23 protein-coding genes are annotated in these 23,170 nt (G+C 63.1%); 14 read left to right on the top strand and 9 right to left on the bottom strand.

Annotated features, from left to right (window positions below):
• The 4 genes from X726_RS154310 to X726_RS154325 all read left to right on the top strand — a co-directional run.
• Positions 1-432, top strand: a 432-nt coding sequence (locus X726_RS154310; protein WP_023670051.1) for a hypothetical protein, incomplete at its 5' end; no start/stop codon positions are given.
• A 141-nt stretch (positions 433-573) separates the two neighbouring features.
• Positions 574-1,509, top strand: coding sequence for a ribose-phosphate pyrophosphokinase (locus tag X726_RS154315; protein ID WP_023670050.1), 936 nt, complete (start codon positions 574-576; stop codon positions 1,507-1,509).
• Positions 1,510-1,602: 93 nt separating this feature from the next.
• Positions 1,603-2,118, top strand: coding sequence for a hypothetical protein (locus tag X726_RS154320; protein ID WP_023670049.1), 516 nt, complete (start codon positions 1,603-1,605; stop codon positions 2,116-2,118).
• Positions 2,119-2,264: 146 nt separating this feature from the next.
• Entirely contained in the window at positions 2,265-3,236 is a 972-nt protein-coding gene (locus X726_RS154325; protein WP_023670048.1) for a tripartite tricarboxylate transporter substrate binding protein, read from the top strand.
• A 35-nt stretch (positions 3,237-3,271) separates the two neighbouring features.
• On the opposite strand, the gene X726_RS154330 is transcribed toward X726_RS154325, so the two are convergent.
• Positions 3,272-4,144: a helix-turn-helix transcriptional regulator gene (locus X726_RS154330; RefSeq protein WP_023670047.1), complete on the bottom strand. Its 873-nt coding sequence runs from the start codon at positions 4,142-4,144 to the stop codon at positions 3,272-3,274.
• Between the two features lie 203 nt (positions 4,145-4,347).
• Here X726_RS154330 and X726_RS154335 point away from each other — a divergent pair, with 203 nt between their 5' ends.
• A complete protein-coding gene (locus X726_RS154335) occupies positions 4,348-5,592 on the top strand; it encodes an MFS transporter (protein WP_023670046.1) in 1,245 nt (414 codons plus the stop codon).
• 141 nt (positions 5,593-5,733) lie between these two features.
• Complete coding sequence (locus X726_RS154340) at positions 5,734-6,648, top strand: alpha/beta hydrolase (protein WP_023670045.1); 915 nt, start codon at positions 5,734-5,736, stop codon at positions 6,646-6,648.
• Between the two features lie 98 nt (positions 6,649-6,746).
• Here X726_RS154340 and X726_RS154345 read toward each other — a convergent pair whose 3' ends face one another.
• Complete coding sequence (locus X726_RS154345; protein ID WP_156940647.1) at positions 6,747-7,589, bottom strand: alpha/beta hydrolase; 843 nt, start codon at positions 7,587-7,589, stop codon at positions 6,747-6,749.
• 150 nt (positions 7,590-7,739) lie between these two features.
• Between X726_RS154345 and X726_RS154350 the strand changes: the two genes are divergently transcribed.
• On the top strand, positions 7,740-8,171 hold the full coding sequence (locus tag X726_RS154350) for a MarR family transcriptional regulator (protein ID WP_023670043.1): 432 nt from the start codon (positions 7,740-7,742) through the stop codon (positions 8,169-8,171).
• A 22-nt stretch (positions 8,172-8,193) separates the two neighbouring features.
• On the opposite strand, the gene X726_RS154355 is transcribed toward X726_RS154350, so the two are convergent.
• The 4 genes from X726_RS154355 to X726_RS1000000168915 form a co-directional block, all read right to left on the bottom strand.
• Positions 8,194-8,955, bottom strand: coding sequence for a glutamine amidotransferase (locus X726_RS154355; RefSeq protein ID WP_023670042.1), 762 nt, complete (start codon positions 8,953-8,955; stop codon positions 8,194-8,196).
• 79 nt (positions 8,956-9,034) lie between these two features.
• Complete coding sequence (locus X726_RS154360; RefSeq protein ID WP_031203833.1) at positions 9,035-10,036, bottom strand: rhamnose ABC transporter substrate-binding protein; 1,002 nt, start codon at positions 10,034-10,036, stop codon at positions 9,035-9,037.
• 46 nt (positions 10,037-10,082) lie between these two features.
• Positions 10,083-11,072, bottom strand: coding sequence for an ABC transporter permease (locus X726_RS154365; protein ID WP_023670040.1), 990 nt, complete (start codon positions 11,070-11,072; stop codon positions 10,083-10,085).
• A complete protein-coding gene (locus tag X726_RS1000000168915; protein WP_084630736.1) occupies positions 11,069-13,630 on the bottom strand; it encodes an ATP-binding cassette domain-containing protein in 2,562 nt (853 codons plus the stop codon). The genes X726_RS154365 and X726_RS1000000168915 overlap by 4 nt, the downstream gene beginning before the upstream one ends.
• Before the next feature lie 240 nt (positions 13,631-13,870).
• Between X726_RS1000000168915 and X726_RS154370 the strand changes: the two genes are divergently transcribed.
• From X726_RS154370 to X726_RS154400, 7 genes are all read left to right on the top strand, one after another.
• A complete protein-coding gene (locus X726_RS154370; protein WP_245272109.1) occupies positions 13,871-15,103 on the top strand; it encodes an ROK family transcriptional regulator in 1,233 nt (410 codons plus the stop codon).
• 264 nt (positions 15,104-15,367) lie between these two features.
• Entirely contained in the window at positions 15,368-16,012 is a 645-nt protein-coding gene (locus X726_RS154375; protein ID WP_023670037.1) for a 50S ribosomal protein L25/general stress protein Ctc, read from the top strand.
• Between the two features lie 21 nt (positions 16,013-16,033).
• Positions 16,034-16,774: an aminoacyl-tRNA hydrolase gene (gene pth / locus X726_RS154380; protein ID WP_023670036.1), complete on the top strand. Its 741-nt coding sequence runs from the start codon at positions 16,034-16,036 to the stop codon at positions 16,772-16,774.
• A gap of 97 nt (positions 16,775-16,871) precedes the next feature.
• Positions 16,872-17,975, top strand: coding sequence for a redox-regulated ATPase YchF (gene ychF, locus X726_RS154385; protein WP_023670035.1), 1,104 nt, complete (start codon positions 16,872-16,874; stop codon positions 17,973-17,975).
• A gap of 200 nt (positions 17,976-18,175) precedes the next feature.
• Complete coding sequence (gene corA / locus X726_RS154390) at positions 18,176-19,150, top strand: magnesium/cobalt transporter CorA (RefSeq protein ID WP_023670034.1); 975 nt, start codon at positions 18,176-18,178, stop codon at positions 19,148-19,150.
• A 181-nt stretch (positions 19,151-19,331) separates the two neighbouring features.
• The gene (locus tag X726_RS154395) at positions 19,332-19,793 is read left to right on the top strand and encodes a MaoC family dehydratase (protein ID WP_023670033.1); all 462 of its coding nucleotides are present in this window, start codon (positions 19,332-19,334) and stop codon (positions 19,791-19,793) included.
• Positions 19,790-20,254 (top strand): MaoC family dehydratase, encoded by a 465-nt coding sequence (locus X726_RS154400; protein ID WP_023670032.1) that lies wholly within the window; start codon positions 19,790-19,792, stop codon positions 20,252-20,254. Before X726_RS154395 ends, X726_RS154400 begins: the two co-directional genes overlap by 4 nt.
• A gap of 141 nt (positions 20,255-20,395) precedes the next feature.
• Here the strand turns inward: X726_RS154400 and X726_RS154405 are convergent, their stop codons facing one another.
• The 3 genes from X726_RS154405 to X726_RS154415 all read right to left on the bottom strand — a co-directional run bounded on the left by X726_RS154405 (position 20,396) and on the right by X726_RS154415 (position 23,155).
• The gene (locus X726_RS154405) at positions 20,396-20,941 is read right to left on the bottom strand and encodes an adenine phosphoribosyltransferase (RefSeq protein ID WP_023670031.1); all 546 of its coding nucleotides are present in this window, start codon (positions 20,939-20,941) and stop codon (positions 20,396-20,398) included.
• Between the two features lie 9 nt (positions 20,942-20,950).
• Positions 20,951-22,096, bottom strand: coding sequence for an alpha-hydroxy acid oxidase (locus X726_RS154410; protein ID WP_023670030.1), 1,146 nt, complete (start codon positions 22,094-22,096; stop codon positions 20,951-20,953).
• 186 nt (positions 22,097-22,282) lie between these two features.
• Positions 22,283-23,155: a cytochrome c1 gene (locus tag X726_RS154415; protein WP_023670029.1), complete on the bottom strand. Its 873-nt coding sequence runs from the start codon at positions 23,153-23,155 to the stop codon at positions 22,283-22,285.
• Positions 23,156-23,170: the final 15 nt, after the last annotated feature.

Genomic DNA, 23,170 nt, shown 5'->3' with positions numbered 1-23,170 from the left:
CCAGCGCCGGCCGTCGGCGCCACGACACCCGCCAACCCCGCGCAGAGCGCCGCCGCTTTGTCGAAGACCCGGCTGCAGATCGCGCCGATCGTCGGCGCCTCCGTGGAAGCGGCAACGCCGCTGACGGCCGAACTGCAGACACGCGCCAAGCAGCGCGGCATCACCCTTGCCGGCAGCGCCGACCAGGCCGCCACCCATGTGCTGAAGGGCTACTTCTCGACCATGACGGAAGGCAAGGATACCACCGTTATCTATGTCTGGGACGTCTATGACCCCGCTGGCAACCGGCTACACCGCATCAATGGCCAGCAGAAGGCGCCCTCGGTCAATGCCGCCGAAGGCTGGCCCGCGGTTGCACCCGCTACCATGCAGGCGATCGCCGACCAGACGATCGACCAGTTCGCGGCCTGGCTCGGCGGCAGCGCCGGCTGATCCGCCTGTTACCGGCTTCCGTTCACTGTTGACGTTTTTGAGATTAGCCGGCGGATTCCCGTCAACGAGGCTTGCAATACCGGCACGGCTCGCTACAAGCCCGATTAAGAGGACCTCCCCATCCTTCGCCAGGAACGGTGCATGAAGCTTTTCGCGGGCAATTCCAACCGGGTGCTGGCCGAAGCGGTCGCCCGCTATCTCAATGTCCCGCTGGGCAAGGCCAGCGTCAGACGCTTCGCCGATCAGGAAATCTTCGTCGAAATCCAGGAAAACGTGCGCGGCGAGGATGTCTTCATCCTGCAGTCGACCTCGTTCCCGACCAACGATCATCTGATGGAACTGCTCATCATGATCGATGCCTTCATGCGCTCCTCGGCCAAGCGCATCACCGCGGTCATCCCCTATTTCGGTTACGCCAGGCAGGATCGCCGGGCCTCGGGCCGCACACCGATCTCGGCCAAGCTGGTCGCCAACATGATCACCCGCGCCGGCGTCGACCGCGTCTTGACGCTCGACCTCCATGCTGGCCAGATCCAGGGTTTTTTCGACATTCCTACCGACAATCTGTTCTCGGTGCCGGTGATGGCCCGTGACGTGAAGGCAAAATACAAACAGCTTGCCAATGTCGTGGTCGTCTCGCCCGACATCGGCGGCGTGGTGCGCGCCCGCGCGCTCGCCAAACGCTTCGACGCACAACTGGCCATCGTCGACAAGCGCCGCGAACGTCCCGGTGAATCCGAAGTGATGAACATCATCGGCGCGGTCGCCGGCAAGGATTGCCTGCTGATCGACGACATCGTCGATTCCGGCGGCACGCTGTGCAATGCCGCCGATGCGCTGCTCGCCAACGGCGCTACCAGCGTCACCGCCTATATCACCCACGGCGTGCTATCGGGCGGTGCGGTCGCCCGGATCAGCGGCTCGAAGCTGCAGGAACTGGTGATCACCGATTCCATCCAGCCGACGCAAGGCGTGCTCGACGCCCCGAATATCCGCGTCATCTCCATCGCCGACCTGATTGGCGAGGCGATTTCGCGCACAGCGACCGAAGAGTCCGTGTCGAGCCTGTTCGATTAATCCATGTTGCCCAAAAGCGTGCCCACGGGCCTGGCTCGGGGGTAATCTCCTTTTTGGAATCTGCCCCAAACCGTCGTGAAAGGAGCGCAGCTGATGCGCAATCGAATCAAGGCTGCAGGCATCGCAGGAATGCTTCTCGCAATCGGCATCGCCAGCGCGGCCTATGCGCCGACAATCGCTCCGGTTTCGACCGCGCAGGCGCAGACGGAATATCTTCCCACCGAAAAGGATTTCATCGGCAAATGGAGCATCGCAGGGTCGGCAATCCGGCCACCACGTGATCTGAAAGAGCCGGCGAAGCCCGACCAGGAAGCGGCTGCGACCGAATTTCAGCAGACTGTGACCGCCTTTTATGGCGCCTTCGACTATCTGGAGATCACGGCGGACGGCCGCTACAATTTTCACCAACCGGGTGACCCGGCATCGGGGCCTTGCGTCTGGTGCGGGACATGGTCGTTCAAGAACGATTCCGTGTGGCTCGAACTGGACACGGCACCCAGGCTCGACATCTACACCGAGGGCGGCGACATGCAGATGACCTACACGGCCGAGCCTGAAGAGACGTCACGATACAAATGGCTTGTTTTCAGCTGGACCAAGGCTGATTGAACTGAGGGGTGAGGCGTTCTCGCGCACGCCAACCGAAGCATCGGTGTCAAGCCCGATCTCCTGAGGCGGGCAGTCAGTCCATGGTTGCATTGTGCGAGGAGTTCACCATGGCCATACTGCCCCTCCAATCAACGGAGGAGTAGCAGATGCGGCGTAGGACTTTGCTCGGGCTCGCGGTTTCCATCGCAGCCACCCTTTCAGTACCGGCGGCCTGGGCCGCCGATTTTCCGGACCGGACCATCACCATGGTTGTCCCCTTTTCCGCCGGTGGCTCGACGGATCTGGTCGCGCGCCTAGTCGCCAACAAGATGTCCGAAAAGCTGGGCCAGCAGATTGTCGTCGAAAATGTCGGCGGCGCCGGGGGCAGCATCGGCGCTGCCCAGGTCGCCCGAGCCGAACCGGACGGCTACACGATCCTGATGGGCACGGTCGCAACCCACGCGCTCAACCCGCTGATCCTGAAGACAAAGCCCTACGACGCGGAGAAGGATTTTGCGCCGATATCGTTGCTCGTGCTGGTGCCAAACGTCCTGGTCGTAAACCCTGAATTCCCCGCCAAGGACGTCAAGGAACTGATCGAGATGCTGAAGAAGGACCCGGACAAATATGCCTACGCCTCATCAGGCAATGGCACCCCGCTGCATCTCTCCGGCGAGCTTTTCAAGACGATGGCCGGCGTCAGTATGCAGCACATTCCCTACAAGGGCGCCGGACCGGCCTTGAACGACGTTATCGGCAATCAGGTGCCGATGATGTTCGACAACCTCCCCTCTTCATCGGGCCATATCAAGAGCGGGACGCTGAGAGCGCTTGGCGTCACCACCAAGGAGCGCGTTCCCTCCTTCCCCGACATACCGGCCATTGCCGAAACCATTCCCGGCTATGAAACCTACAGCTGGAACGCTCTGTTCGCGCCCGCAGGCACGCCGCCGGAGGTCGTCGCCGTTCTTCAGAAGGCGGCAGTTGAAGCCCTGAAAGACCCTGATGTGATCGCCCGCATGGCCCAGTTCAGCGCCTCGATCGTGGCCTCCACCCCGGAAGAGCTTGGAGTGCATGTGAAGGCCGAACTCGCCAAATGGGAACCGATCGTCAAGGCCAGCGGCGTTCAGCTGGACTAGGGCCTACGGCAAAGTACTGCGGGCTTTTCCTGGCGCTACGGCGCCGGGGCCTCAAGTCGAGGCTGAGCCCGCCGAATGCCTTCGTCGCGGGCGCCGCGCATATAGCCGCGCGGCGAGGCGCCGAGCATGCGCTTGAACATGGTTATGAATGCCGGCACGCTGTCATAACCGAGGTCGAGCGCCACCCTGGTGATCGGCTCGCCATCGGCGAGCCTGGGCAGGGCCGCAAACAGGCAGGCCTGCTGGCGCCAAGTCGACAAGGACAGTCCGGTCTGGCGCTGGAAGGCGCGGGTGAACGAACGGCGGCTCATGCCTGCGGCATCCGCCCACTCGTCGATCGTGGCGTGCGGCGAAGGTGCCGCGACAAAGCGTCGGCAGAGCGCCGCCAGCTTCGGGTCGGACGGGAACGGCAGCCCGAGCGGCCGTTCCGGCAAGGTCGGGATCTCGTGCAGCAACAGGTTCATGATCAGCCCGCCGCGGCCTTCCAGTTCGCCGCCTTGCGGCAGCTTTTCCGATTCGACGATCAGGCTGTGCATCAGCTCGGTGATGCCGACGACGCGCAGACCTTCCGGCAGGCCGGGGATAGCGCCCGGCATGACATAGACCGAGCGCATCGAGACATCGCCCAGCATTTCGACAGAATGCTCGGTGCCGGCCGGTATCCACATTGCGTGGTCGGGCGGCACCATCCAGCGCCCGTACCTGGTCGTCACCAGCACGACACCGACCAGCGCATGCAGCAGCTGGCTGCGGCTGTGGCGGTGTTGCGGCACGAGGTAACCGTCGGGATATTCGGTCGGCAAAGCCACCGCCGGCCCGGAAACCTCCTCCAGCCACTGCCAGCGGCTTTCGTGCAATCGGCCGAGATCGGCATTGCCGGCGCGGAAGATGTCCCTGCCATGTGGCATCGGCTATGGCCCACTTGCGAAACTATTGGACCAAACCACGAAAGAAGTCGCCTCGCAAGCGGCTTATAAGGCAGCCATCCCCAAGGCGCTCCGCAGGGGCGTCGCCCAAGCGCTTCAGACGAGCGTCCTTAAGGCGGTCCGCGGGAGCGGCCGCCAAGCCTGCCCGCGGGCAAACACCCGCCAAAAAGACCTCGGAGCCTGCCTTGACCGATACGACAGCCACCAGCATTGCACCGCAGCCAAGCGCCAGCCTCCCTTCAGCCCAGGCGACCGCCTTCACCGTCATTCTGGCGGTGAGCTTTTGCCACGGCATCAACGACATCATGCAATCGCTGCTGCCGGCGATCTATCCGCTGCTGAAAGAGAATTACGGTCTCGATTTCTGGCAGATCGGTCTTCTGACCTTCACCTTCCAGGTCACGGCGTCGCTGCTGCAGCCGGTCATCGGCATGATCACCGACAAGCGGCCAATGCCCTATTCGCTGCCCTACGGCATGGCGTCCTCGCTGATTGGCCTGATCGTTCTGGCCTATGCCGGCCACTATGCGCTGCTTCTGGTCGGCGCCTCGCTGATCGGCATCGGCTCGGCGATCTTCCATCCGGAATCCTCGCGCATTGCCCGCTTTGCCTCCGGCGGCCGCTTTGGCCTGGCGCAATCTTTGTTCCAGGTCGGCGGCAATTTCGGCCAGTCGATGGGGCCGCTGCTCGCTGCCTTCATCGTTGTGCCCTTCGGCCAGACCAGCATTTCATGGTTCGCCGTCGGGTCTCTGATCGGCATCATCGTTTTGTCGCGGGTCGGCGGCTGGTACAGCCGGATGCGCGCCGCGCAGGGCAATCGCAAGGCGGCAAGCTTCGTCTCCCCCTTCCCGCGCAAGAAGGTGATGGGAGCGCTGGCGGTGCTGACGCTGCTGGTGCTGACCAAGAACGCCTACATCGCCTCGCTCTCCAGCTACTACACCTTTTATTCCATCCATAAGTTCGGCGTGTCGGTGCAGATGAGCCAGGTCATGCTGTTCCTGTTCCTCGGCGCCTCGGCGCTGGGCATCCTGCTCGGCGGACCGTTCGGCGACCGCTACGGCCAGAAGGCGATGATCTGGTTCTCGATCGTCGGCGTGCTGCCGTTCACGCTGGCGCTGCCCTACGCCAATTTCGAATGGACGATGGTGCTGACGGTGCTGATCGGCCTGATCCTGTCCTCGGCCTTCTCCAACATCGTCGTGTTTGCGCAGGAGTTGGTACCGGGACGTGTCGGCACCATCGCCGGGATCTTCTTCGGCTTCGCCTTCGGCATGGGCGGCATTGCAGCCGCCGTGCTCGGCGTCGTCGCCGACATGAAGGGCATCGATTTCGTCTTCCAGATCTGCTCGTATCTGCCGCTGCTCGGCCTGCTGACGGTGTTCCTGCCCAACATGAAGGAAGCCAGGAAGGCGCAAGCGGCGGCCAGATAAAACCGGTCGATTTTGCGGATTTGACGCAGGGCGCGGCATTGCTGCGCCCTCTGTGATTCTTTCACCATGCGCTGGTTGAAAAGCCTGCTAGAGATAGTCATCAACGAAGGCTTGGGGCCTTCGACGTCTCTGGGGGATGACATGCGCAAGATCGTATTGGCCGTATTGGGTGTGCTTCTTGTTACCTTGCCGGCGACGGCACGCATCGTTCCCTTTCCGCCGGGTTTCAAGACGCAGTCCGTCGAAACCAACGGCACCAAACTCTATGTGCGCGTTGGCGGCAAGGGTCCCGCCGTCGTGCTGCTGCACGGCTTTGCCGATACCGGAGACATGTGGGGCGCCGCGGCCATCGCCCTCGCAAAGGACCACACCGTCATCGTGCCGGACCTGCGCGGCATGGGTCTGTCGGCCCACCCGGAAGCGGGCTACGCCAAGAAGAACCAGGCCGTCGACATCGCCGGCGTGTTGGATGCCCTGAAGATCGACAAGGCAGATCTCGTCACCCACGACATCGGCAACATGGTCGGCTATGCGCTCGCCGCTCAGTATCCCAAGCGCATCACCAAATGGGTTATCATCGACGCGCCGCTGCCCGGCATAGGCGACTGGGAAAAGATCAAGCAAAGCCCGCTGCTTTGGCACTTCAACTTCCGCGGCCCTGATATGGAGCGGCTGGTCGCGGGGCGCGAGCGCATCTATCTCGACCGCTTCTACAACGAGTTGTCGGCTCACCCCAAGAAGATCGACGAGGCGACGCGCAGGCACTACGCCAAACTCTATGCCCGCTCGCATGCGATGCATGACGCCTTCGAGCAGTTCAAGGCGTTTGACCAGGACGCGATCGACAACCAGGCGATGCTTGCCGCCGGCGGCAAACTGACCATGCCGGTACTGGCTGTCGGCGGTGAAAAATCCGCTGGCACTACGCAGGCCGATCTCCTGCGGCTTGTTGCGACCGATGTCACGGGCGGCATCGTGCCCGCTTCCGGACACTGGATCATGGAGGAAAACCCCGACGACACCGTCAAACTGATCACTGGTTTTCTCGATAAATAGGCACTGTCCCGCTGACATTTCGACGAAAGCAAATGCACCCGCCCGGCGGCGGGTGCCTTGCCTATCCAACTGGACGATGTCTATTCAACTGAACGATTCTACGCCTTGAAGAACGCCAGCAGGTCGGCGTTGATCACATCGGCGTGGGTGGTCGCCATGCCGTGCGGAAAACCCTTGTAGACCTTGAGCTCGCCCTTTTTGAGGAACTTGACAGCCAGCAGCGCGGAGTCGGTGATCGGAACGATCTGGTCGTCGTCGCCATGCATGACCAGCACCGGCACGTCGATGGCCTTCAGATCGTCGGTGAAGTCGGTTTCCGAGAACGCCTTGATGCAATCATAATGCGCCTTGGTGCCGCCCATCATGCCCTGGCGCCACCAATTCTCGACGACAGCCTGCGATACCTGGGCGCCGGGGCGGTTGAAGCCGTAGAACGGGCCGGCCGCAATATCGTGGAAAAACTGGGCGCGGTTGGCTGCCTGGGCGGAGCGGAAACCATCGAACACCTCGATCGGCAGGCCACCCGGATTGGCCGCCGTCTTCAGCATGATCGGCGGCACCGCGCCGAGCAGTGCGGCCTTGGCGACACGGCCACCGGAACCGTACTTCGCGACATAGCGGGCCACTTCGCCGCCACCGGTGGAATGGCCGACATGGATCGCGTCCTTGAGGTCGAGATGCGCCGCAAGCTCCGCGACATCAGCGGCGTAGGTGTCCATCTCGTTGCCGGTATCGGTCTGGGTGGAGCGGCCATGGCCGCGCCGGTCATGGGCAATGACGCGATAGCCCTTGGACAGGAAGAACAGCATCTGGGCGTCCCAGTCGTCGCTGCTCAGCGGCCAGCCGTGATGGAAGACGATGGGTTGTCCCGTTCCCCAATCCTTGTAGAAAATTTCGGTGCCGTCCTTGGTGGTGATCGTGCTGCTGCCGGGCTTGGTCATCTCGCTCTCCATTGATTGCTTCCGCGATAATCAATATCGCGATAACCATACGACTAGCGCAGGTCCAAATCCTTGTCTACAGAAAATATGTATCGCGATATCATTTTTCGTGGTACATATTGATGTGCTCAGTCGGCAAAGGAATGCTTCGTGCCTCTCCCGTTGGACAACCAGCTCTGCTTCACGCTTTACGCCACCAGCATGGCAATCAATCGCACCTACAAGCCCATGCTGGACGAGATGGGCATCACCTATCCGCAATATCTCGTGCTGAACGCACTTGCCGAAGCCGGCGGGATGTCGGTCGGCTCGATTGCGCACAGGCTCGCTTTGGAATCGAGCACCATCACACCGCTGGTGAAGCGCATGGAACAGGCCGGTCTCGTCACCCGCCAGCGCAGCCAGACGGACGAGCGCCAAGTGCAGGTCGACCTGACGCCTGCCGGCCGCGCGCTGCTCGTCCAGTGCAACTGCCTCAACGAAACCCTGATCGAACGCTCGGGCATGACGATGGCTGATCTCGATGCCTTGAATCGGCGGATCCAGGCGCTGCGCGAAGCGTTGAGCAGCAAGCCGGACTAGCTGCCCTACAAACACGCCAGGCTTAATCCTTGCCGGCCAGCCAGCGCACGACGTTGCCCATCAGCTTGCCGTAGAGCGGCCAGCCGAGAAAGTCCTGCGACAGCCAGTGCGGGCCGATATCCGTCGCCCAGGCGACAGTGCGGCCGTGGCCAACGCTGCGAGCAGCAAGCAGCGGCCAGTCCGTGCCACGATAATGGCAGGTCGCCAGCAGCTGGGACGAGCCATCGCGCCTGAAATCGAGTTTGTTCATGCCGAGGATCGGCGGCAACGGGCCCGCGACACCGGCAAGGATTGGATGCGACGCCTGAAGGATCGACGGCTGCAGGCCTTGCGGCACTTCCAGCCCGTCCGAGAATGGCAGGCAGCGCACGGGCAGGATGTCCTCGACCGGGGTGTCGTGGAAACGCGCCGTGCCGAACATGCCCTGGAACCCCATATAGCCGCCGGCCAGCATCAGCCCGCCACCGCCTTCGACATAGGCCTTGAGGACGTCGAGGCGGTTGACGCCGATGCGCCCGGCGCGGGCCTCCGGCGTGACCAGCAAGGTCAGCGCGCCGACATCGGAGATCACCACCGCCTGGTATTCGGCCAGCGCGTCGAGGTCATACGGAAATTCGGCCGCGCAGCGATCGCCACCGATCTGCGTCACCGCTATGCCCTCTGCGGCAAGTGCGGCATTGAAGGCCGTCGCGCCGTTTACCCACGTCGCACTCGTCAGCACATCGCCGCCGGCGGCGACCGAGGTCGTCGCCGCGAAGGTCTCGCCTGCCAGCAAGAGTTTCATCGTCGCCCTCACGCTTTTCGACTGACAATTGAACGAGCGGGCGCCGGCTTGAACCGGCGCCCGCCGGGCCTTGGGAGGCTTAGAACTTAAACTCGGCCAGGTTTTCCGGCGTCACGATCTTGGCCGGGCCAAGGATCAGTTCGCCGCTGGCCCCGATCGTGTATTCGCCGAGCCTGCCCGCCGTGAACTTCTCACCTTCCTTGCCGGTGATCTTGCACTGCGCCAGCGCCTGGGCCGCCTGATAGGTCAGGTAGCCGAGATCGGTGACATTCCACCAGATATCCTGGGCAGAGCCATCCTTGATGTATTTCGAAATCAAAGTGGCCGGCGCAAGGCCGGTCAGCTTGACCTTGCCGATCATGCCGGCTTCCTCGAGTGCGCGCGCGGCCGCCGGAAGGCCAATGCCTGCCGGCACGATGATCACCTTGAGATCCGGAAACGCCTGCACCAGCGCCAAGGCCTGCTGCTGGTTGACCTGCTCGCTCTCCTCGCCATAGGCGACCTGCACCAGTTTCATCTTGGCGTATTTCGGCTCTGCCGCCATCTTCGCCTTCATGAAGTCGATCCAGGCGTTCTGGTTGGTCGCCGTCGGCGTCGACGACAGGATGGCGAACTCACCTTCGCCGCCGCTGAGGTTGAATGCGCTTTCCAGCATCATTTCGGCCAGACTGTCGCCCTTCACCTGGTTCACGAACACCGCGCGCGCATCGGCCGCGACGTCGGAATCGTACGAGATCACCCGGACGCCTTGCTGAACGGCGCGCTTCAGCGCAGGCGCAACCGCATTGGCGTCGTTGCCGGCGATAGCGATGACCCCGACCTTCTGCGACACAAGGCTGTTGATGAATTCGATCTGTGCCTCGGCCGTCGCTTGCGAAGGGGCAACCTGGGTGGCGGTGCCGCCAATTTCCTTCGCAGCCTCCTCGGCGCCGCCGAAAGCCACCTTGAAGTAGGGATCGGTGTCGAGCTTGGGCAGGAAGCCGACGGTCACCGGTTCCTTGGCGCATTCCTGGCTGTAGGCCAGCGAGGCCGGCGCAAGCAGAACCGCGGATGCGAGCAGGGCTATTCTAAACGCTTTCATTGTGTCTCCTCCGTCAGAATTCGGGCTTGAAGAAAGGGGCCCGAGATCACCCCTTGGTTTCGCGCAGGACGCGCGATCTTGACAGCCGCTCCTCCAGGGAGCGCCAGTAATTGCCGACCAGCAGCGAGCCGATCAGAAGCAGGCCGATGATCATGCCTTGAGCGTCGCCGCCGATCTGGTTGAGCGCCAGCACATTTCGGATGATGGCGATCAACAGCAGCGCCAGCATGACCCCCGTGAGCCGCCCCTTACCACCGAAGACGCTGACGCCGCCGAGCAGCACGATGGTGATGACATCGAGCTCCATGCCGAGCGCATTGTTGGCGCGGGCGTTGGAGAGGCGCGCGGTATAGACGATGCCGGCGATGGCTGCGACCATGCCCGAAACGACGAACAGCTTCAGCACCATCTTGCGCGTATCGATGCCGGAATAACGCGCCACTTCGGGGCTGCCGCCGAGCGCATAGATGCGCTTGCCGGTCGGCGTCTTCTGCAGCACCACCGCGAAGATCGGCGCCAGCAGCAGGAACGGCACGATGGTCCACGGGATTTGTGTGCCCGGCAGATTGCTGATGCCGAAATCGACGACCGCCGGCGGCAATATGTTGACCGAACCGGTGCCGAGCAGGATGTAGCCAATGCCCCGATAGAGCGCCATGGTGCCGAGCGTCACCACCAGCGACTGCAGCCCCAGCCCTGAAACCAGATAGCCATTGAAGGCGCCGAGCAGGCCGCCGAAGACCAGCGTCAGCGGAATGGCCGCCAGCGTCGGCACGCCGCCCTGGACGAGCAGGCCAAACACCACGGATGTCAGCGCCAGCACCGAGGCGATCGACAGGTCGATCTCGCGGGTGATGATGAGCAGCGTCATCGGCAGGATCAGCAACGCCTTTTCCGAGGCGCTTGCGGCCAATTGCGAGAGGTTGAAGCCGGAGACGAAATTCGGCACGAACACCGCCGCATAGATAAAGACGGCGAGGCAGGCGGTCGCCAGTAGCAGATCCCAGAAGTCGATCGAGCGGATAAACTTTCTCATCTCGCCCTCGCCTGTCTCGCCTGTTCGGCGCGCCGCACGATGAAGGTGTCGATGCCGATGGCAACCAGGATCACCAGGCCATAGACGCCCTGCAGCCAGAGCGGATCGACGCGCACCAGCGTCAGCCCGTTCTTGATGACCAAGAGCGTGAGCGCGCCAAGGATGATGCCGAGCAGCGTGCCCGAGCCGCCGCGGATGGCGACGCCGCCGACCACCGCAGAGGCGATCACCGTGAGTTCGAAGCCGAGCGCGACGCGGGCATCGATGGTGGCGTAGCGCGAAGCCCACAGGGCGCCGCACAGGCCGCCTAGCAGGCCGGCCATGCCGAAGGCCAGCAGGATGCGCTTGTCGACCGGAATGCCGATCAGCCTTGCGCCGTCCGGGTTGGAACCGGTGGCAAACAGCTCGCGCCCGGTTGCGGTGCGATAGAGCAGCACATAGCCGGCGCACAGGATGACAATAGCGATGATGACGATCAGCGGCACGCCTGCGATCTTCAGCCCGGTCATGTCGAGCCAGGCTTGCGTGACTTCGTCGGCGCTGACCTGGTCGCCCGCCGCCCAGATCGAGTTGAAACCGCGGAAGATCGACATCGAAGCCAGCGTAACGACGATGGCCGGGATCTTTCCCCTGGTAACGACAAGGCCGTTGAGCAGTCCGGCAAAGCCGCCGACCGCGCAGGCGGTGATCAGGCCGATGCCGATGTCCAATCCGGGATAGGCCTGAACCATGCTGGCCGCCATATAGGCGGAGAGGCCGATCACAGCTGCGATCGACAGGTCGATGTTGCGGGTGATCAGCACCAGCATCTGCGCCAGTGCGGCGACAATCAGCAAGGCCGCGTCCATCGACACAGCGGTGAGGTTCGCCGCGCTCACCATGCGCGGGTTGATGATGGTAACCGGGATGGCGACGGCGAGCATCGCGGCGAGCAGCCCGAACTCCCGCCGCTTCAGAAAATCGAACGGTCCTTTTGCCTTTTCCTCCCGGGCGGCGCGTTCTATCTGCGCTGCCTGGCCGGCGCGTTCATCGGTCCTGGTCGCCGCTTCCAGTACTTTTTCCTGCGTGGCTTGCCCGCGCGAAAACTCGGCAGTCTGGCGGCCTTCGCGCAGCACGACAATGCGGTCGCACATGCCGATCAGCTCGGGCATCTCTGACGAGATCAAAAGGATCGCCATGCCTTGCGCGGCAAGGTCCGCGATCATTGCATGCACTTCCGCCTTGGTGCCGACATCGATGCCTTGCGTCGGCTCGTCGAGGATGAGCACGCGCGGCTCGGTGCGCAGCCACTTGGCCAGCACCACCTTCTGCTGGTTCCCACCCGACAATTCCTTGACCGGCTGTCCGTAACCGGAAAAGCGCAGCTTCATGCGCTTCAGCCAGTCCGCCACCAGACCGATGGCGCGGTCGGTGCCGTAGAGACCGCGAGGCGCGGCCTTGTCGAGGACCGGCAGCACCGCATTGTCGAGGATGGAGAAATCCATCACCAGGCTCTGGCCCATGCGGTCTTCCGAGACATAGGCAATGCGCGCGTCCATGGCGTCGCGCGCAGAGGCGAAATGCACGGGCTTGCCGTCGATCAGGATTTCGCCGGTGTCGGGCCGGTCGATGCCAAACAGGACGCGTGCAATCTCGGTCCGCCCGCTGCCGACCAGGCCGCCAAGCCCCAGCACCTCGCCGGCGTGAAGCTTGAGGTCGATATCGGCAAACCCGCCGGCGCGCGAAAGTCCCTTCGCCTCCAGCACCAGCGCGCCTGAGGCATGGCGCCGTTCGGGATAGAGGTCGGTGACTTCACGCCCGACCATCATGCTGATGGCGGCAGCGCGGCCAAGCTCGGCCTTCGGCTTGACGCCGATCAGGCGCCCGTCACGCAGCACGGCGATGATGTCGGCGATGCGGAAGATTTCATCCATGCGGTGGCCGACGAACATCATCGCCACGCCGTGCAGCCTGAGATCGGCAACGACGGAAAACAGCCGCTCGACCTCGCGTTGCGACAATGCGGCCGTGGGCTCGTCCATGATCAGCACGCGCGCATCCAGCGATAGCGCCCGGGCAATCTCGACCAGTTGCTGTTCTGAGGTGCGCAGTGTTCCCAGCCGCGTTGCCGCCGGCACGTCGAGGCCGACGGTCGCCAGCACCTTGCGCGCGCCGGCCAGCATGGCGGCATTGTCGATGCCGCCGAAGCGGTCGCGCGGCATGTGGCCGAGATAGATGTTTTCCGCCACCGAAAGATCGGGAAACAGGCCAGGATGCTGGTGCATGACCGCAATGCCGGCCGCCTGCGCGTCGTGCGGCGAATGGAAAGCTGCTGGCTTGCCGTCGACCTCGACGTGACCGCTGGTGGGGGAATGCACGCCGGCCAGAAGCTTCACGCAGGTGCTCTTGCCGGCGCCGTTTTCGCCAAGCAGCGCCAGCACCTCGCCGGAGCGCAATTCGAAGGAGGCGTCCTTGAGCGCAATCGTGCCGCCGAAAGCCTTCGTCGCCTGAATCAGGGCAATGGGAACAGCCCGCACCACCGCAGCGTCGGCTTCGCTTTGTGTGCCCGAGTGCAGCACGTCTCCTCCCTGCCTAGTTATTTTTTCAATTTGCTATATTAAATAGCGCAAAGGCGCAACGGCAAAATTGACTTCCATGGTTCCGACGCGCACTGTCGCCGCCAACATAGGCACCGCAGGGTGCGCTCGGCCGCAGGTGGTTTGCGGGCTTCGCGCCGGGAACGGGACATTTGGGGAGTGCGGGTTTTGTCAGGGAGAGGCAGCAATTCTGTCAAAGTTCGGCACTATAATGAGCGTTTCGTGCTCGACGCCATCCGCCGCCTCAAGGAAGCGTCCAAGTCCGATCTGGCGCGCGCGGCAAGCCTGACGCCGGCGGCGGTCGCTGCCATCGTCGACGGCCTCGAATCCTCCGGTTTCGTAAAGCAAGTGGGGAAAAGGTTCGGGCAACGCGGATCGCCCTCCACGCTTTACCGGCTGACACCAGAACGCATCTACAGCGTCGGCATCAAGATCGGCCGGCGTGCGCTGGAAGCCGTTCTGGTCGACTTCGCCGGTGAAATCCGCGCAAGAGAGTCGCACGAATACCGCTTCCCCGATCCTGATCTGGTGCTGAAGGCCGGCAACATGGCGCTGGCCACGTTCGAGAAACTCGTCGACGGACTTGGCGATGCAAGCATCGTCGGCGTCGGCATTGCCTCCCCCTATTTCCTCGGCGGCTGGAGCGAGGAACTCGGCTTTCCCGACGATCTCGGCAGCCGCTGGGAAGCGATCGACCTGACGACATGCTTTGCCACGCCGGCAAAGACGCCGGTGTTCGTGGAAAACGACGCCACGTCGGCGGCGCTGGCCGAACTTGTCCAGGGCGCCGGCGCCCGCTTCCGCGATTTCATGCACATCTCGATCGACACCTTCGTCGGCGGCGGCCTGGTGCAAGGCGGCAGGGTCCATACCGGCCCGCATGGCAACACCGCAGCACTCGGGCCCTTGCCGGTCTCGCCCTCGAGCCTCGATTCGGTCGCGGCCAAACCGGCGCGCTACCAGAGCCTGCTGCATCGCGCCTCGATCTATGTGCTGGTCAATCACCTGAGGTCGCGCGGCGTGGTGATCAACCGCGTGCGAGAGCTCGATCCGTTGCCGCCCGAGGCGCGCGCGCCCTTGTTCGAATGGATCGACGATTGCGCGAGCGCGCTGGTCGAGGCGATCATCGCCATCACCTCCATCATCGATATCGAGGCCATCGTTCTCGACTCGATCCTGCCCAGGCCGATCCATCTCGAACTGCTGGCAAGGGTGCAGACCCAGTTCAACCAGGCCAGCGCCATCGGCATCGTGGCGCCGGAGATCGTGCCGGGGCAATTCGGCCCCGAAGCGTCCTCGATCGGCGCCGCCATGCTGCCGTTCTCGGCGCTGCTGGCGCCCGACAGCGGCGTGCTCATGATCGGCAAGGACCGGACGAAACTGCTGAGCGCTCTGTCCACGCTCGGTGGCGCCAAGGGAAACGGATCAAATCCGCCCACCGACCTGCCGGCCTGAGCGCAATGCGGCGCGCCCAACGCAGGCATCGGCCGCCCTTGCCCGCCATGGCTTGCACGCCTGCCCGCCTTCCGCTATAGAGCCGCCACCCGCGTAGACACCCTTGGAGGCAACGCGGCGGAAGGCTGCCTTCCCTTGTGATCCCGAACAAAGCTCCGCGTATGCGGTTTCTGGCATTCGGACATCCAGGCCTGGCGGCTTTCGACGTTTACGGTCCAGGCACACTGCCACCGCAAACGCTCCATAAACGCGAAAGGAAATGCCATGAGCCACGATACTTACGAGCTCAAGGCCGAAGCGCGCGAACAGGTCGGTAAGGGGTCCGCCCGTGCAGTTCGCCGCAACGGTAAAGTGCCTGCAGTTATCTACGGCGACAGACAGCCTCCCCTGGCGATTGCGCTGAACTACAAGGACGTCTTCTACAAGATCCATGGCGGCGGGTTTTTGACCACGATCGCCACGATCGATGTCGACGGCAAGAAAATCCAGGTTCTGCCCAAGGATTTCCAGCTCGACCCGGTCAAGGATTTCCCGGTCCATGTCGACTTCCTGCGCATCGGCAAGGACACCGAGGTCAACGTCGACGTGCCTGTCCACTTCATCAATGAAGACAAGTCGCCCGGCATCAAGCGCGGCGGCGTGCTCAACATCGTGCGTCACGAAGTCGAGTTCCACTGCCCGGCCAATGCGATCCCGGAATTCATCACCGTCGATCTCACCGGCGCCGACATTGGCGATTCGATCCACATCTCGGCGGTTACCTTGCCGGCCGGCGTCAAGCCGGTGATCTCCGACCGCGACTTCACCATCGCGACCATTGCCGGCTCCTCGGCGATGAAGCCGGAGACGGAAGAGACGGTGGAAGCGGCAGCCCCCGAAGCGGCGGCCCCTGCTGCCGAAGAGAAGTAATTTTCGAGCCCGGAGCAGACGATGCTTGTTTTTGCAGGCCTCGGCAATCCGGGCGCGAAATACGCTGATAACCGGCACAATGTCGGCTTCATGGCGGCGGACGCAATTGCCCGCCGCCATTCGTTTTCGCCCTGGTCGAAGAAGTTCCAGGGCCTGATCGCCGAAGGCACGATTGCCGGCGAGAAGATTCTGCTGATCAAGCCGCAGACCTTCATGAACCTGTCGGGACAGGCGGTCGGCGAAGCCTTGCGCTTCTACAAGCTCGGCCCCGAGGCGCTGACCGTCTTCTATGACGAGATCGACCTGCCCGCCGGCAAATTGCGGGTCAAGGTCGGTGGCGGCGCCGGCGGCCACAACGGCATCCGCTCGCTCGACCAGCATGTCGGCAAGAATTTTCGCCGCGTGCGCATCGGCGTCGGCCACCCCGGTGTCCCGGAAATGGTGCACGGCCATGTCCTAGGCGACTTCGCCAAGGCCGACCGCGGGTGGCTGGACGTGCTGCTCGACACCATCGCCGACGATGCCGGACTGCTGGCCAAGGGCGAAGACAGTTCCTTCATGAACCGCATCACGCTGGCGCTTCGCGACAAGCTCGTGCCGACCAGCGACGACGACCGCCCGCCGCCCAAGGCGCCGAACACGCAGAGCCCGAAAGCCCAGAGCCACATCCGCCAGGCCCGACCGCAGCAGGCGCCAGCCAAGCTGCCGGAAAGCGGCCCGATGGCGGCGATGTTGAAGAAGCTGTTCGGCAAGAAGGACTGAGCTTCGATAGGATCGGGACCGCAGGGCTTGACGTTCCTTACCCCTATCGCCCATAGCCCTCATCAAATTTCTAGTTTCCCGATAGGACCGGACGAACATGGGTTTCAAATGCGGTATCGTTGGCTTGCCCAACGTCGGCAAGTCGACGCTTTTCAACGCGTTGACCAGGACGGCGGCGGCGCAGGCCGCCAACTATCCGTTCTGCACCATCGAACCGAACACCGGCGAGGTGGCAGTGCCTGACCCGCGGCTGCAGAAGATCGCCGCGATCGCCAAGTCGAAAGAGATCATCCCGACCCGCATCTCCTTCGTCGACATTGCCGGCCTGGTGCGCGGCGCCTCCAAGGGCGAAGGGCTGGGCAACCAGTTCCTCGCCAACATCCGCGAGGTCGACGCCATCGTCCACGTGCTGCGCTGCTTCGAGGATGACGACATCACCCATGTCGAGGGCAAGATCGACCCTGTCGCCGACGCCGATACAGTCGAGACCGAGCTGATGCTCGCCGACCTCGACAGCCTCGAGCGCCGCATCGTGCAGATCCGCAAGCGCGCCGGCAGCAAGGACAAGGAAGCAACCACCGTGCTGCCGATGATGGAGGCAGCACTCGAGCTCCTCCAGACCGGCAAGCCGACCCGCATCCTGCTCAAGGGCATTTCAGCGGAAGACCTGCGCATCCTGCAGGGACTGAACCTCTTGACCTCGCACCCCGTGCTCTATGTATGCAACGTCGCCGAAGCCGACGCCGCCACCGGCAACGAGCACACCAGGGCTGTGGAAAAGATGGCGGCCGCGCAGGGCGCCGGCACCGTGGTGATCTCAGCCGCGATCGAGGCCGAAGTCGCCCAGCTCTCCGACGAGGAAGAGATGGAGTTCCTGTCCTCGCTCGGCCTCGACGAACCTGGCCTCAACAAGGTCATCCGCGCCGGCTACGATCTGTTGCATCTCATTACCTATTTCACCGCCGGGCCGAAGGAGACGCGCGCCTGGACGATCCACAAGGGCGACAAGGCCCCGCAGGCGGCCGGCGTCATCCACACCGATTTCGAGCGCGGCTTCATCCGCGCCCAGACCATCGCCTATAACGACTACGTCACGCTGGGCGGCGAAGTGGCGGCCAAGGAAGCCGGCAAGGCGCGCGACGAAGGCAAGGAATATGTCGTCCAGGATGGCGATGTCCTGCTGTTCAAGTTCAACACCTGAGGCGCCGCGGCTGGCGCGCTGACGGCGACCGATCACGGCTTCGTCAAGTGGAGGAGCCGGCATGCCGCTTCGCTTGACTGCCCTTGGCACCGGGTCTATGGCCGTTTGCATGCGACTTGGCCGTCCCCGTGGGAACGGCGGCGCGTGCAAGACCCATCGCTATTAAACGAAACCTTGGGCTCAACCAACGGAGACCGGCGATGATCAAGGCCTTCGTCGTCGACAATGATCGCCTGCGCCTCGCCGACGATCTCGTGGCCAATGGCGATCAGGTCGTCTGGGCCGACCTTCTCAACCCGACCAAGGAAGAAGAAACAGCGATCGAGACCTGGCTCGGCGTTGCCATCCCGACGCGCGAGGAGATGGAGGAGATCGAGATTTCGAGCCGCCTCTACATCGAGGACGGCGCCTACTTCATGACCGCCACCTTGCCGGCGCAGACCGAAATCGATGATCCCTTGATGTCACCGGTTACCTTTGTGCTTGCCGGCCCGAGACTGGTCACCATCCGCTATCATGAGCCGAAGGCGTTCAAGACCTTTCCCCTGCGCGCCGAGAAGGTGGCGACAGGCTGCACCACCGGCAACACCATCCTGATCGGCCTGCTGGAGGCGATCGTCGATCGCCTAGCCGATATTCTCGAACGCGCCGGCCGTGACATCGAGACGATCTCGCGCGATATCTTCGAAGCGCGGTCGACCAAGGTGAACAAGCGCAATCGCGACTTCCAGGAACTGCTCAAGGCCATCGGCCGCAAGGAGGACATTGCCTCCTCGATCCGCGACAGCCTGATCTCGCTGCAGCGCCTCACCGGCTTCCTTGCCCATGTCGCGACCCAGATCAAGATGAGCAAGGACGTCCGCGCCCGCATCAAGACAGTATCGCGCGACGTGCTGTCGCTCGCCGACCACGCCACCTTCCTGTCGCAGAAGATCTCGTTCCTGCTCGACGCGACGCTCGGCATGATCTCGATCGAGCAGAACGCCATAATCAAGATCTTCTCGGTCGCCGCCGTCATCTTCCTGCCGCCGACGCTGGTGGCTTCGATCTACGGCATGAATTTCGACGTCATCCCGGAGCTGAAATGGGAGCTCGGCTATCCCTTCGCCATCGGCCTGATGATCCTGTCGGCAATCCTGCCCTTCTGGTATTTCCGCCGCCGCGGCTGGCTCTAATGCATGTCGCTCAAAAGTGGCCCCGGTTTTGAGAGAACGACATGCATAAAAACAAAAACCTAAAGCGCGTCGCCTGAATCCGTTCAAACGCGAGGCGCTTTAGGCCCAATAGAATTCGCTTGACCAAACGCCGCCCGGACGGCATCCGGATGCCCGGTGATCGTACAACCGGATTGGGATCATGACCGCGAAAAGCTGGGCCTACGAGGATTTCACCGAGGGCGCATCGATCGACCTCGGCGCCAAGCAGGTGAGTGCGGCCGAAATCATCGAATTCGCCACCGAATTCGACCCGCAGCCGATGCATCTCGACGAAGCCGCCGGCAAGGCCAGCATCCTTGGCGGCTTGGCCGCCTCCGGCTGGCACACCTGCGCGATCTTCATGCGCATGCTGTGCGACGCCTTCCTGCTCGACTCGACCGCGCAAGGCGCGCCCGGCATCGACCAGGTCAAATGGAAGAAGCCGGTGCTGGCCGGCGACACACTGGCCGGCAGCACCAGCGTGCTTGCCAGGCGCCTGTCGAAATCCAGGCCTCAGCTCGGCCTCGTCACCTTGCGCAGCGAACTGTTCAACCAGCGCGGTGAAAGCGTCTTCGAACTTGAGAACACTGTCATGTTCTTGACCCGCGAGGCCGGCGCATGAGCCTCGACGCGTTCTTCCGCATCGGCGAAACCATCAACCTCGGTTCGCACACATTCGAAACCGAGGCGATCAAGGCGTTCGCCTGCAAATACGATCCACAGGTCTTTCATGTCGACGAGGAGGCGGCGAAGAAAAGCGTGTTCGGCCGCCTCTGCGCCTCAGGCTGGCACACCGCGGCCACCTGGATGAAGCTCAATCTCAAAAATCCTATGGACGCTTCTCAATGGACCGGACCCGGCCCGGTACCAGAATTCGGCCCCTCCCCCGGCTTCAGGAACCTGAAATGGCCAAAGCCGGTCTATGCCGGAGAAACCGTCACCTTCATGCGCACGGCCCTGTCCCACCGCCCGCTTGCCACCCGCCCCGGCTGGCGCCTGCTCGCGCTGCGCTCGGAAGGATTCGATTCTACGGGCGACAAGGTGCTGGAGTTCGACAGCGCGGTGCTGGTGAAGGCTGGGTAGGGGGTAGGTTTAAGGCAGTAGGGATTAGGCAGCAGTGGGTGCTGCTCCTTGCACGGAATGCGGAGCTTCCCTCCCTACTCCCTACTCCCTACTCCCTACTCCCTACTCCCTACTCCCTACTCCCTACTCCCTACTCCCTANCTAATGCCCCTCAAACCCGATCAACGTCCGCACCGGCACGCCCAGCGCTTCGAGCTTCGCCCGTCCGCCGAGATCCGGCAGGTCGATGACGAAGCACGAGGCAAGGATGTCGGCGCCGATCTGCCTTAGCAGCTTGACCGCCGCCTCCGCCGTGCCGCCGGTCGCGATCAGGTCGTCAACCAGGATCACCTTCTCGCCCGGCGCAACGCCGTCCTTGTGCATCTCCATCTCGTCGAGCCCGTACTCCAGGCTGTAGGCGACGCGCACCGTCTCGTAAGGCAATTTGCCCTTCTTGCGGATCGGCACGAAACCGGCCGAAAGCTGGTGCGCGACCGCACCGCCGAGGATGAAGCCGCGTGCCTCGATGCCGGCGATCTTGTCGATCTTCTGGCCGGCATAGGGATGCACCAGCTCGTCGATGGCGCGGCGGAAGGCGCGCGCATTGCCGAGCAAAGTGGTGATGTCGCGAAACAGGATGCCGGGCTTGGGGTAGTCCGGAATGGTGCGGATCGCGGCGAGCAGCGTGTCTTCGAGCGAGGATTTCATGGGTCGAGATTACCTGAAACGGAGGTTGTTGCGCGACAATTGTTCGATCGAACTGCAGCCCATCAGCTTCATGCCGCGCTCGATCTCGATCCGCATCTGCTCCAGCGCCCGCTCGACGCCCGGCTGTCCGGCCGCCGCCAAGGGGAACAGATAGTAGCGGCCGACGCCAACAGCCTTGGCGCCGAGCGACAGCGCCTTCAGCACATGGGTGCCGCGCTGCACGCCGCCATCCATGATGACGTCTATTCTGTCGCCGACGGCATCGACGATCTCGGCCAGTTGGTCGAACGCCGCCCGCGAGCCGTCCAGCTGCCGGCCGCCATGGTTGGACAGCACAATGCCGCTGCAGCCGATCTCGACGGCGCGCTTGGCATCCTCCACCGACATGACGCCCTTGAGACAGAACGGACCTCCCCACAGTCTGACCATCTCGGCAACATCGTCCCAGGTCATCGACGGATCGAGCATCTCGGTGAAGTAGCGGCTGATCGACATCGTGCCGCCGCCCATGTCGACATGCTCGTCGAGCTGCGGCAGCTTGAACCCCTCATGGGTGAAATAGTTGATCGCCCAGCCCGGCTTCAGCGCGAACTGCAGCATGCCGGCAAGGTTGAGCTTGAAGGGGATGGCAAAGCCGGTGCGCTTGTCGCGCTCGCGGTTGCCTCCGGTGATGCTGTCGACGGTCAGCATCATCACTTCGACTCCAACCGCTTTCGCCCGCTGCATCATCGCCCGGTTGAGGCCGCGATCCCGGTGGAAATAGAACTGGTAGACCTGCGGGCTGCTGCTGATCTTGCGCGCTTCCTCAAGACTGACAGTGCCGAGCGAGGACACGCCGAACATCGTGCCGAATTTGGCCGAAGCCTTGGCCACCGCGCGCTCGCCTTGATGATGGAACAGCCGCTGCAAGGCGGTCGGCGAGCAATAGACGGGCATGGCCAGCTTCTGGCCCATCACCGTCACCGACATGTCGATCTCGCTTACCCCGCGCAGCACGTTGGGAACGAGGTCGCAGCGCTCGAAGCTCTCGGTGTTGCGGCGGTAGGTGACCTCATCGTCGGCCGCGCCATCGATGTAGTTGAAGATTGGCCCCGGCAACCGCTGCTGGGCCATGCGCCGGAAATCGGAAAAGTTGTGACAGTCGCGTAGCCGCATCATCGATCCCAAATGCCCCTTTAGCCGGCGATCCGCCGGGCGCGCGTGCAATACCAATCGCATGGCGGCGTGCCAACGGACTTCTTACTGGACGGCTGCTGCGCCAAGATGCGAACCATGTCCGGTTTGGCAAGCAAAAAGGGCGTCCGAAGACGCCCTTTCCATTTCCGAGGAATAAGATGCGGCTTAGTGCGCCACGCCTTCCCACACCTTGCGCTTGGTCAGATACATCAGCGCCCCGAACAGAAGCAGAAACACCAGCACGCGGAAGCCGGTCTTCTTGCGGTCTTCCATATGCGGCTCGGCCGCCCACATCAGGAACGCCGAGACGTCGCGCGAATACTGGTCGATCGTCTGCGGCGAACCGTCATCATAGGTGACCTGGCCGTCGGACAGCGGCTTGGGCATCTTCAGCGACACGCCGGACATGAAGTATGGATTGTAGTGGGTGCCTTCGGGGATCACCATGCCGGCAGGTGGCGTCTCGTCGTAGCCGGTCAGCAGCGAATGGATGTAGTCCGGGCCGCCCTGCGCATATTGCGTGAAGATGTCGAAGACGAAGCGCGGGAAGCCGCGCTCGACGCCGCGCGCCTTGGCCAGCAGCGACATATCCGGTGGGGCAGCGCCGCCGTTGGAAGCGGCAGCCGCCTCTTCATTGGCGAACGGCGCCGGGAAATGGTCTGACGGCTTGCCCGGCCGGTCGAACATGTCGCCGGCATCGTTGGGTCCATCATGGATGGTGTACTCGGCCGACAGCGACTTGATCTGCGCTTCCGAATAGCCGAGGTCCTCCAGCGTGCGGAACGCCACCAGATTCATCGAGTGGCAGGCCGAGCAGACTTCCTTGTAGACCTTCAAGCCACGCTGCAGCTGCGCCTTGTCGTAGGTGCCGAACGGACCGGCAAAAGTCCAGTCCATCTCCTTCGGCTCGTGGATCGGGAAATGCGTCGGTGCCGCCGCGTTGTGCGCCTCTTCAGCGGCGATCGCCACACTGCCGACGGCTCCGATGCCAGCGGCAAACACGCCTAGCAGGGCGAGCGAGGTGAGAATCTTTTTCATGCCAAATCCCCTTAG

The organism is Mesorhizobium sp. LSJC285A00, from assembly GCF_000503155.1.
GTDB lineage: Bacteria > Pseudomonadota > Alphaproteobacteria > Rhizobiales > Rhizobiaceae > Mesorhizobium.
The sequence above is the reverse complement of the archived record's forward strand: the minus strand, read 5'-3'. Positions and strand labels throughout refer to the sequence as shown.